We start from the raw sequence: 9,609 nt of genomic DNA, 5'->3' as shown, positions 1-9,609 counted from the left end.
AGACGTGCCTCACCGGGGTGAGGCACGCTGGTCTGCGTTGCGTCTGGGCCGAGACGCATGTTTTCGAGTTTCCAGGCCGCCACTGTTCTGTTCAGAACCAGGCTTTTTCGAACTCGTATGGCTCATAATATGTGAAGAGCGCTCTAGGTTTCCTTATCTTCCTTGTCGTGGCCCTCTTCCAGTTTGGCGAACTCTTCCAGACCGGCTTTGATGCGGTCTTGCAGGCCCCGGAAGCCCTCCATGCGGGCCCCGGAGAGGAGCTCGAGGGCCTGCTCCACCGTCTCGACTGCGTAGATGTGGAAGCGATGGGCCCGGATGGCCTCCAGCACCTCGGCCCGCAGGGTCAGGTTGGGCAGGTTGGCGCGGGGCAGAATCACCCCCTGGCTGCCGCTCAGGCCCAGGGCCTGGCAGACCCGGAAAAAGCCCTCCACCTTGGCATTGATGGCCCCCACCGCCAGCACCTTGCCGGTTTGGTCTACCGCGCCGGTCACGGCCAGGTCTTGCCGCAGGGGAAAGTTCCCCAGGGCCGACAGCACCGCGACCAGCTCGGCCAGCCCCGCCGAGTCGCCGTCAATCGAGACGTAGCTCTGTTCAAAGGCCAGGCTGATGGTGGCGGGGAGCGGGCCGCTCTCGATGAACCGGCTGCGCAGGTAGCCGCCCAGGGTCAGCACCGCCTTGTGGAAAATTTGCCCACCCAGACCGGCCTCGCGGTCTATGGAAATCAGGTGGTCGCGGCCTGGGGCGGCCCGCGCGGTCAGCCGGGCCGGGCGGCCCCAGTAAGGCGGGGCCTCGAGCACCACCAGGCTGTTGACCTCGCCCACCACCCGTCCGGTGGTGCGGAGGCTCCAGACCCCCTCCTTCACCGCCCGCAAAAACTCCTCCTCAGAGAGGAAATTGCGGTGGTCGCGGGCTTTGATGGCCTCTTCCACGGCCTCGGCGGTTAGGGTGCCGTTTCCCAGCACGGCGGCTTCCTCGGCCAGGGCCCGGATTTCGACCAGGCGGGCGTCCATCCGGTCGCGGTGCTCTGCGCTGCGACGGGCCTCGTCGAAAAGCCGAACCAAGCCGCCCTGAGTGAGCTGAAACCCCTGGGCCTGGAGCCATCCCCCCAGGGCCACTTGGTTTTCCGGGGTGGCGGGCAGGGTGGGGGAGAACTCCGCCCGGATGCGGAACAGCTCGCTGAAAGCCGGGTCTTCCTCGAGCGATTCAAAAGCTTCCTGGGTGCCGACCAGCATGACCTGCATCTGGATGGGGAAGGGTTCGACCTCGAGGCTGGCCGGGGCCTGCGGCTCGGTGACAGGCTCGACCTGTCCGTTGCGCAAGGCCCGCTTGAAGGCTTCCCAGGTGCCCTCGCGCTTGAGGCTCAGGGCATCCAGAATCAGATACCCCCCCTGGGCGCGGTGCACGGCGCCGGGGCGAATCAGGCTGACGTTGGTGCTCCAGACCCCCTTGTCTACGGTGTAGTCCAGCCGTCCGAACAGCCTGGGGGCGGTGGCGTAGGGCTCGTACACAATGGGCGGGGGCTGGCCGCTGCTGGAGGAGGTGAGCAGGTTGGGCCGCCACTGGGCGGGGTCGAGGGGCTCACCGGTCTCGGCGTAGCGGGCCAGGCGGCCCCGCAGGGCCTCGAGGTAGCCTCGAGCCTGGGGGAAGCGCTGAAACAAGGGCTCGAAGCGGTTGTTCAGGTAGTGCAGCGCCCAGTCGCGGCGCAGCCGCCGCAGGGCCACCTCGAGCTCGGCGGCGGCGGCCAGGCTGCCCAGCGTGACTTCCTCGAGCCTTGCGCTGAGCTCGGCGGGCACCGGGCCGGGGCCGGTGAACTCCAGCCGCTCCCCCCCCTGCGAGAGCGCAAAACCGGCTTCCTGGGCTTCTTGCTGGAGCGAGGCCAGCTGCTTTTCGCGGGCCTCCTTGAAACGGGCCTCGAGCTGGCTTTTTTCCCTCAGGAAAGAACCCTGACGAAACAGCTCGTCCAGCCGGCTGACCTCCAGCAGCAGGTTCTCCACCGCGTCGGCCAGCTGGGTCTCCTGTCCGCTGGGCAGGGTCAGCACCGCCACCTTGCGCTCCGACAGGGGCACATACAGCAGGTCGGGTGGGGTTTCAACGGTCTGGGTGCTCAGATAGGCCAGCAGGGCCTCGTGCTTGCCCAGGCTGGGCGGCCCCACCAGATAAGCATGGAACCCGCCCCGAATGGCCAGCTCCAGCGCAGCCCTGGCCCGTTCCTGCCCAAAGAAGGGGGGCGCGGGCGGGAACGAGACCACCTCGCCCGAATCATCGGTCGGCGTGCGCCACTCCAGGGCCTCGTACGAAAGCTTCATGCGGCACAAGTATACCCACAGCCAGACCGCAGAGGTCTGAATAGCTGCCGGAAGCATGTCCTCTTGTCGTAGGTCGCAGGTTCGCCTTGTCCAACGGCTACAGGCCCCAGCCTTTGGACCCCAGACCCCGGCCTTCGGCGGGCTTTCGGCAAGAACCCAAGCCTGTTATGCTGTGCCCAAAGGAGGCAACTTCGTCATGTCTATGCGAGTTCTGGGGATGATTCTCGCCGGGGGACAGGGTTCCAGGTTGTTCCCCCTCACGGCCAAGCGCGCGAAGCCCTCGGTGCCTTTTGGGGCGCGTTACCGCATTATCGACTTCGTACTGAATAACTTCCTGAACTCGGGTATCTACGGCATTTATGTGCTCACCCAGTTCAAGGCCCAATCCCTGACCGAGCACGTGCAGCGGCACTGGCGTTTCGGGGGCTTTCTGGAAGACGCCTTCATCCTGCTGGTACCGGCCCAGATGTACCGCTACGAAGAGCTGGGGCCGGTCTGGTACCGGGGCACCGCCGACGCCATCTACCAGAACCTGCACCTGATTCACAACCACAAGCCCGAGAACGTGGCGATTTTTGGGGGCGACCACATCTTCAAGATGAACGTTGCCCACATGGTGGAGTACCACGACGACCACAAGGCCGACCTGACCATTGCCGCCTACCCGGTGCCCATTGAACAGGCCAGCCGCTTCGGGGTGCTCCAGGTGGACGACCAGTGGCGCATGGTGGGCTTCCAGGAAAAGCCCAAGAACCCCACCCCCATCCCCGGCAAGCCCGACCAGGCCCTGGTCTCGATGGGTAACTACATCTTTCGCACCGAGGCCCTGGTCGAGAAGCTCGAGCACGACGCCAAGGACCCCAACTCCTCGCACGACTTCGGCAAGGACGTGATTCCCCGGGCCCTGAGCGAGGGCTACCGCATCCAGGTCTACGACTTCAAGCGCAACCCGATCCCCGGTCAGCAGGGCCCCAACACCTACTGGCGCGATGTGGGAACCATTGATGCCTACTTTGAAGCCAGCATGGACCTGATCCAGGTGACCCCGGAGTTCGACCTGTTCAACCCCGAATGGCCCCTGCGGGCCGCCAATTTCAACTCGCCCCCGGCCAAGTTTGTGCACGAGGCCGGGGCCCGCACCGGACAGGCCTTCAACAGCCTGATTGCCGGCGGCTGCATCATCTCGGGCGGCACCATCCGCGAATCGGTGATCTTCCGCCGCTGCCGAATCAACTCCTACGCCCTGGTCGAACGCAGCGTGCTTTTCGATGAGGTGGAGGTGGGGCGCTACGCCAAGCTGCGCAACACCATCGTGGATAAAAATGTGAGCATTCCCCCTCATACCGAGATTGGCTACGACCTCGAGGCCGACCGGGCCCGGGGCTTCACCGTCACCTCGGAAGGCATTGTGGTGGTGCCCAAGAGCTATAGATTCTAGCGCAAGGCTGATAGCGGCAAGGTTTGGCTATAGACTGTTGGCTATCGGCCATCGGCATTTATGGATAAGCACCCCGGCAAGATTTTTTACCGTCTGACACGCATCTTTCCCGGAGACCAGCTTCCGGGTGGGCGGACGCCCGCGGCCAAGGTTTATGCCAACCCGCTGGAGTCGGTGGAGCTGGCCGAACCGGCGCGCGATGGGGGCCCGGCGGTCTGGCGGGTGCTGTCCAGGGTGGCACCCACCACCCCCAAGGTGGGTTCCTCCATGACCCAGGCCGAGCTTTCGCAGGTGCTGGCCCCGCTGGCCGTGCGCCGGGGAGGGCGGGGCTATCCCTCGGCGGGGGGCGCGTATCCCCTCGAGGTCTACCTGGCCGTCCAGCACCTGCAAGACACCTTCCGGGGCATCTACCACTACGCGGCCAAACAGCACCAGCTCGAACAGCTTTCGGGCCGCTTCGACCCCCAGGGTTGGAAATCGGCCCTGATGGACCTGGAGGCGGTGGAGGCCTCGGCGGCGCTGGTGGTTTTTAGTGCCGTGCCGGAGCGCTCGGAAGCGGTGTTTGGCTTGCGCGGGTTCCGCTACGCCCTGCTCGAGGTGGGCTACGCGGTGGGCGAGGTGATGGTGGCCGCAACCGCCCTGGGCTTGCAGGCCTACCCCGCCGAGACCTTCTACGACGAAGAGGTTCGCAAGCTGCTCGCGCTGCCGGAAACCGAGTATCCGGTGGTGGTGCTGTTGCTGGGGCGGTAGGTTTTTAGGTGAGTATGGATATCCGATGGCCAGTAGCTACAATCCACACGCCACGAGCCAAGGCGCCCAACCCTTGACCCCGGACTTTGACCGGCCAGTATGCTTTACGGCAATGGAGTCTCCTGAAGCGGTTTTTGTGTACGGCACCCTGAAACAAGGGGAGCGCAACTTTGAGGTCTCGAGGCTGGCCGGCTGGCTGCGCTCGGAACCGGCCTACATCGAGGGTTTCCGGCTTTTTCACATTCCCGAGGGTGACTTGCGGCCATATGGCTATCCGGGGGTGGTGAAAGGGGAGGGGCGGGTGTGGGGCGAGGTGCAGTGGTTTGCCGACCTGGCGCAGGCGCTGGTGCTGCTGGACCGGCTCGAGGATGAGGGCAGCGAGTATCTGCGAAGTCCGATCACCGCCTACCTTTCCGAGCAGGGCGGAGCGCCCCGAACAGTTTGGGTGTACACCTACCCCAGCCTGCAAGCGGTAGAGAGCGTGGGCGGTATCTGGCTTCCGGAGGGGGTCTGGGGTGAACAAATGCAGCCAAAGGGGTAGACTGCCCATACTCGTATGAAGGTTGCCTTTGTTGCCTCCGAAGCTTTCCCCTTCGCCAAGGTGGGAGGTCTGGCCGATGTCATCGGCAGCCTGCCCCAGGCCCTCCGGAAACAGGGCTTGGAGCCCACCATCTTTCTGCCCTGGTACTGGGGCATTCAGGGCTACTACGTGGGCGAAGCCTGGTTCAACTTCGAGGGCAACCGCGAGAAGATCGGCATCGGCCATGCCGAGCACCAAGGGGTGCGCTACGTGCTGGTCGGGCTGGGCGATTTTGCTCGCGACAAGCCCTACGGCTACCCCGACGACTTCCGCCGCTTTGTGCGCTTTGCGATGGCAACGGCGGAACTTTTGGGTGAGTTCGAGGTGGTGCACGCCCACGACTGGCAGGCGGCCCTGCTCCCCTTGCTGCGCAACCTGGGCTGGTTCAAAGCCCGCACGGTCTATACCATCCACAACCTGGCCTACCAGGGGGTCTGGGGCTCCCAGGATTTTTACGCCTGGACGCGCCTGCCGGGCGAGACCTACTACGGGGCGGGCCTCGAGCACCACGGCGCGGTCAACCTGATGAAAGCCGGGATTGTGAACGCCGATGCCGTAACCACAGTCTCGCCCCGCTACGCCTGGGAGGTGACCACCCCCGAAGGCGGCGAGGGGCTCGACGGGGTCTTGCGGGCCCAACAGGGGAAACTGAGGGGCATTCTGAACGGCCTCGACACCGAGTACTGGAACCCCGCCACCGACCCCTACCTGAAACACCCCTATCACGCCGCCGACCTTTCGGGCAAGGCCCGCAACCGGGCCGAGTTGCTCGGCGAGCTGGCCCTGGAAGACCGCCCCACCCTGGGGGTGGTCTCGCGCTTTGCCCACCAGAAAGGCATAGACCTGATTGCCGACGCGGTGGACGGTCTGATGGGCCTGGGGGTCAACCTGGTGGTGCTGGGCAGCGGGGAACCAGACCTCGAGCGCACCTTCGCCTGGATGGCCGCGCATCTACCGGGCCGCCTGGCTTATACCCAGGGCTACAACGAGGCCCTGGCGCACCGCATATACGCCGGCTCCGACGGGTTTTTGATGCCCTCGCGCTTCGAGCCCTGCGGGCTGGCCCAGCTGATTGCCATGCGCTACGGCACCCCTCCCATCGTGCGGGCGGTGGGGGGCTTGCTCGATACCGTAAAGCACTGGGAGACCGGCTTCATGTTCGACTCCGCGGATGTGGGGGGCATTTTGCACGGGGTGCGCGAGTTCCTCAAACACCCCGACCGCCAACAGGTGGCCCGGAACGCCATGCAGGCCGATTTTTCCTGGGAAAAGCCGGCCCAGGCGTATGTGGCCCTTTATCGGCAACTGCTGGGGTAGGAAAACGGCTGTTTGCGGCGAAGAGCAGCCCGCCTGGTTTCCCCCCGCCCCAGTCAACGCCCCGGCCCCTCGGCGGGCCGGTAGCGGGAGGGGTAGTTGATGATTTTGTCCCACTCGTCCGCCGCCGAGCGGGCCACAAAGACCACCAGCTCCTCCTCGCCGATATTGAAAACCTCGTGGGGCACGCCCGGTTTGATGTAGATGAAGTCGCCCGCTTCGTTGATAACCTCTTGCTCCAGGTTCTCGCCAAAGGTGTGCTTGACCCGGCCCTGCACAACAAAGAGCATCACCTCGTAGCCGTCGTGGATGTGGGCGTAGGCAATCCCCCCTGGCGGCACGGTGGCCACGTTGATGGAGAGCCCTTTTGACCCCACATTTTTGGCCGACATGCCCTGCAGATACTGGATGCCGTTCCACTGCCGCTGGTGGCCGCCCCCCCGGATGACCGCAATGCCGCCTAGGTCTTCCACAATGCCTTGGTCAATGGGGCCGGTGCCGGGGGTTTTTTCGCTCATAGGGACTCCTGTTTTCGAAGTTTTGTCCACAGGTTAATCTTCTAGGGCCAGACGCACAAGGCGGTCGAGCAGGTCGGGGTAAGCCAGCCCGCTGGCCTGCCAGAGCTTGGGGTACATGCTGGTGGGGGTGAAGCCGGGGATGGTGTTGAACTCGTTGAGGTAGAGTTCACCCTTATCCGACAGGAAAAAATCCACCCTGGCCATCCCGCGCAGGCCCAAAAGGCGGTAGGCCGCGATTGCAATGGAGCGAATCCGGTCGGCAAGTTCGGGCGCAATGGCAGCCGGCAGGTGAAGCTCTGCCCTGCCGGGGGTGTACTTGGTCTCGTAGTCGTAGAACTCGGCCTGATAGGTAATCTCGCCTACCACGCTGGCCTCGGCCTGGATGTTGCCGAGCAGGGCCACCTCGAGCTCCCGCACCCCTTCCACGCCTTGCTCGACCAACACCTTCTGGTCCCAGGCGAAGGCTTCGGCCAGGGCCCGGCTGGCGTCCTGGTCGGCCCTGACCTTGGAGATGCCCACCGAGGAGCCGGTGTTGGCCGGTTTGACGAAATAGGGGGGCTTGAAGGGTGGTTCGGGGGTGGGCTCGCCCCGGTAAAAGGTGACCCAGGGAACCACCGGAATACCGGCCTGGTGCAGGACTCGCTTGCACAAATCCTTGTCCATGCAAAGCGCCGAACCGGCCACGCCCGCGCCCACATAGGGCAGGCCCAGCAGCTCCAGAAAGCCCTGGATGACCCCGTCTTCGCCCACCGGCCCGTGCAAAAGGGGAAAGGCCACGTCGTAGTGCTGCCAGGGAAGGTCTGGGGGAAAGCGGTGGGTGCCGTGTTCGGCCACCCCGGCGGCCAGGGCTTCGTGGGCGTCTTCCCCCAGCAGCCACAGGCCGTCCTTGGCAATTACGGCCAGCTCGGTGGGATGCGGCATGGCCGCCAGCACCCCCCGTGCGGAAGACAGGGAAACTTCGTGCTCGCCGGGGGGCCCTCCGGCGATAAGTAAGATGCGCAATTGACTCACAATGTGTATTCTAACCAGCCCTGTTTTCCCTTCCCTCAGCAGCAAGGGGATGCGCGCGCTGGCCCGAGGCCTCGACCGTGCTTTTTTTCATTGTTTGAGGGGCTAGACTGATGGCATGGGTTGGCTCGAGGTATTTCTCGCCTTGCTGCTGCTGATGGGGCTTATGGGCCTGGTCAACTACTGGGGTTACCGCCGCGTGGAGAAGGCCCAACAGGCCTGGTTCCGTCAGATGCTCGGGGAGGGGGTGGAGGTGGAGCAGTTTTTGCAATCGGCCCCCTACGAGTACAAGCCCCTCAAGGGCACTAAAGCCTATGGCATCCTGGACAAGCGCACCGGTCAGGAGGTCTACCGGGTCAAAACCCCCGAGGAGGCCGAGGCCTGGATTGTGACCAACACCCTGGCTGAGCGCGGTCAGTTGCCGCAGGCCTTCGGTGAATCCAAGGGTTAGGACTCGAGCGCATCTGGCAGGAAATTTGTCTGTCTAAATGCGAGGGGTTGGATCAGTGTCCAGCTAGAGCATCAAACACTCGAGGCCTTCGTTTCGCGGGGCCATTGAACTTCGAAGGGTTGACGGTCTGCTGCTCAGAGGCGCTGGCACCTGGGGCAGAAGTGGGTGCCCCGCCCCCCTACCACCATCTTGACGATGGTACCTTTGCAACCTGGGCGCTTGCAGCGCTGGCCGGTGCGGTCGTAGGCGTTGTGGCTGAACTGGAAGTAGCCAGGTTCGCCGTCAGGCTGCTGGTAGCTCTGGTCGGAGAGGGTCGAGCCTCCAGCCTCCACCGCCTGTTCCATCACGGCCCGAATGGCCTCGTATAGATTCTTGATTTCCGACCGCGAGAGCGAGTCGGCGGGCCGCTCGGGGTGGATTCTGCTCAGCCAAAGCGACTCGTCGGCATAGATGTTGCCCACCCCTGCCACGGCCTCTTGTGAGAGCAGCACCTCCTTGATTTCTCGGGTGGTTCGCAAAAGCGATTGTTTGAACCCGGCCAGGGTGAAATCTTGCGAGAGCGGTTCGGGCCCCATCCGGCGGAGCAGGTCTATTTCGCGATAGTCGCCCGCTTCCACCACCCACCATTTTCCGAAGCGGCGGGGGTCGGTGTAGTAGAGGGTTGTTCTGGGCAAGTGCAAGGTGACCCGGGTGTGCTGGTGCGGCTCGAAGCGGAACCCCCCGGTCATGCCCAGGTGCACGATGGCCTCTAGCTGCTTGTCCAGATGCAAAATGAGGAACTTGCCCCGGCGCGAAGTGCCCAGCACCTTGCGCCCCTCGGCCCACTCGGTGCGGCGGTAGCGGGTGGGGTCGCTGTGCAGGAGTTTTTGGATGCGCTGGCCGAGCAGGTAGGGCTCGAGGATGCGCCTTGTGGTCTCGACTTCGGGGAGTTCGGGCATGCGGTTGTGCTTATTTCGCCGCGCGTTCCTGGGCGAGGTTGTCCTCGAGGGCCCGGCGGCATTCACGGAAGACATACAGCACCAGCACCGGGAAGGGAATGTCTTGCTCGAGGGCTTCCTGCACTGCAAAGTAGCGCCCCGGATCGGCGGCCCGAACCCTGGGGGCCAGCATGGCCCATAGTTTAAGCAAGCCTTCGCGGCTATGCGGAAGCGCTTCCTCAAAGCGTTTGAGGGGGTCGGAGGGCGTGCTCATCTTCAATACATAAGGCCGAGCAGATTTAATCACGCTCTCAGGGTAGAGCCGCC

General features: G+C 64.2%; 10 protein-coding genes. 5 read left to right on the top strand and 5 right to left on the bottom strand.

Annotated features, from left to right (window positions below; genetic code table 11):
- Positions 1-143: 143 nt before the first annotated feature.
- Positions 144-2,306, bottom strand: a complete 2,163-nt coding sequence (locus NZN28_RS05730; protein WP_295395991.1) for an AAA family ATPase — start codon at positions 2,304-2,306, stop codon at positions 144-146.
- Positions 2,307-2,502: 196 nt separating this feature from the next.
- Between NZN28_RS05730 and glgC the strand changes: the two genes are divergently transcribed.
- The 4 genes from glgC to NZN28_RS05710 all read left to right on the top strand — a co-directional run bounded on the left by glgC (position 2,503) and on the right by NZN28_RS05710 (position 6,391).
- Entirely contained in the window at positions 2,503-3,744 is a 1,242-nt protein-coding gene (gene glgC / locus NZN28_RS05725) for a glucose-1-phosphate adenylyltransferase (protein WP_295395989.1), read from the top strand.
- A gap of 60 nt (positions 3,745-3,804) precedes the next feature.
- A complete protein-coding gene (locus NZN28_RS05720; RefSeq protein ID WP_295395987.1) occupies positions 3,805-4,494 on the top strand; it encodes a SagB/ThcOx family dehydrogenase in 690 nt (229 codons plus the stop codon).
- Between the two features lie 112 nt (positions 4,495-4,606).
- Positions 4,607-5,035 carry a gamma-glutamylcyclotransferase gene (locus NZN28_RS05715; protein ID WP_295395985.1) on the top strand — a complete coding sequence of 143 codons (429 nt, stop codon included), beginning with the start codon at positions 4,607-4,609 and terminating at the stop codon, positions 5,033-5,035.
- 15 nt (positions 5,036-5,050) lie between these two features.
- On the top strand, positions 5,051-6,391 hold the full coding sequence (locus tag NZN28_RS05710; RefSeq protein ID WP_295395983.1) for a glycogen synthase: 1,341 nt from the start codon (positions 5,051-5,053) through the stop codon (positions 6,389-6,391).
- A 53-nt stretch (positions 6,392-6,444) separates the two neighbouring features.
- On the opposite strand, the gene NZN28_RS05705 is transcribed toward NZN28_RS05710, so the two are convergent.
- Together NZN28_RS05705 and NZN28_RS05700 are read right to left on the bottom strand one after the other, a co-directional pair.
- Positions 6,445-6,906, bottom strand: a complete 462-nt coding sequence (locus tag NZN28_RS05705) for a cupin domain-containing protein (protein ID WP_295395981.1) — start codon at positions 6,904-6,906, stop codon at positions 6,445-6,447.
- Between the two features lie 33 nt (positions 6,907-6,939).
- Positions 6,940-7,908, bottom strand: coding sequence for a D-alanine--D-alanine ligase family protein (locus NZN28_RS05700; RefSeq protein WP_295395995.1), 969 nt, complete (start codon positions 7,906-7,908; stop codon positions 6,940-6,942).
- Positions 7,909-8,032: 124 nt separating this feature from the next.
- Here NZN28_RS05700 and NZN28_RS05695 point away from each other — a divergent pair, with 124 nt between their 5' ends.
- Positions 8,033-8,365 carry a hypothetical protein gene (locus NZN28_RS05695; protein WP_295395979.1) on the top strand — a complete coding sequence of 111 codons (333 nt, stop codon included), beginning with the start codon at positions 8,033-8,035 and terminating at the stop codon, positions 8,363-8,365.
- A 134-nt stretch (positions 8,366-8,499) separates the two neighbouring features.
- Here the strand turns inward: NZN28_RS05695 and NZN28_RS05690 are convergent, their stop codons facing one another.
- Both NZN28_RS05690 and NZN28_RS05685 read right to left on the bottom strand, forming a co-directional pair.
- Positions 8,500-9,303 (bottom strand): DNA-formamidopyrimidine glycosylase, encoded by an 804-nt coding sequence (locus NZN28_RS05690; RefSeq protein ID WP_295395977.1) that lies wholly within the window; start codon positions 9,301-9,303, stop codon positions 8,500-8,502.
- A gap of 10 nt (positions 9,304-9,313) precedes the next feature.
- Positions 9,314-9,589: a hypothetical protein gene (locus NZN28_RS05685; protein ID WP_295395975.1), complete on the bottom strand. Its 276-nt coding sequence runs from the start codon at positions 9,587-9,589 to the stop codon at positions 9,314-9,316.
- Positions 9,590-9,609: the final 20 nt, after the last annotated feature.

Source organism: Meiothermus sp. (assembly GCF_025056915.1).
Classification (GTDB): domain Bacteria; phylum Deinococcota; class Deinococci; order Deinococcales; family Thermaceae; genus Meiothermus.
Note: the sequence above shows the minus strand (reverse complement) of the source record. Positions and strands in the feature narration are given on the sequence as shown.

Coding starts and splice junctions, on each gene's coding strand:
- NZN28_RS05730 (WP_295395991.1), bottom strand. CDS start 2,306: ATGAAGCTTTCGTACGAGGCCCTGGAGTGGCGCACGCCGACCGATGAT.
- glgC (WP_295395989.1), top strand. CDS start 2,503: ATGTCTATGCGAGTTCTGGGGATGATTCTCGCCGGGGGACAGGGTTCC.
- NZN28_RS05720 (WP_295395987.1), top strand. CDS start 3,805: ATGGATAAGCACCCCGGCAAGATTTTTTACCGTCTGACACGCATCTTT.
- NZN28_RS05715 (WP_295395985.1), top strand. CDS start 4,607: ATGGAGTCTCCTGAAGCGGTTTTTGTGTACGGCACCCTGAAACAAGGG.
- NZN28_RS05710 (WP_295395983.1), top strand. CDS start 5,051: ATGAAGGTTGCCTTTGTTGCCTCCGAAGCTTTCCCCTTCGCCAAGGTG.
- NZN28_RS05705 (WP_295395981.1), bottom strand. CDS start 6,906: ATGAGCGAAAAAACCCCCGGCACCGGCCCCATTGACCAAGGCATTGTG.
- NZN28_RS05695 (WP_295395979.1), top strand. CDS start 8,033: ATGGGTTGGCTCGAGGTATTTCTCGCCTTGCTGCTGCTGATGGGGCTT.
- NZN28_RS05690 (WP_295395977.1), bottom strand. CDS start 9,303: ATGCCCGAACTCCCCGAAGTCGAGACCACAAGGCGCATCCTCGAGCCC.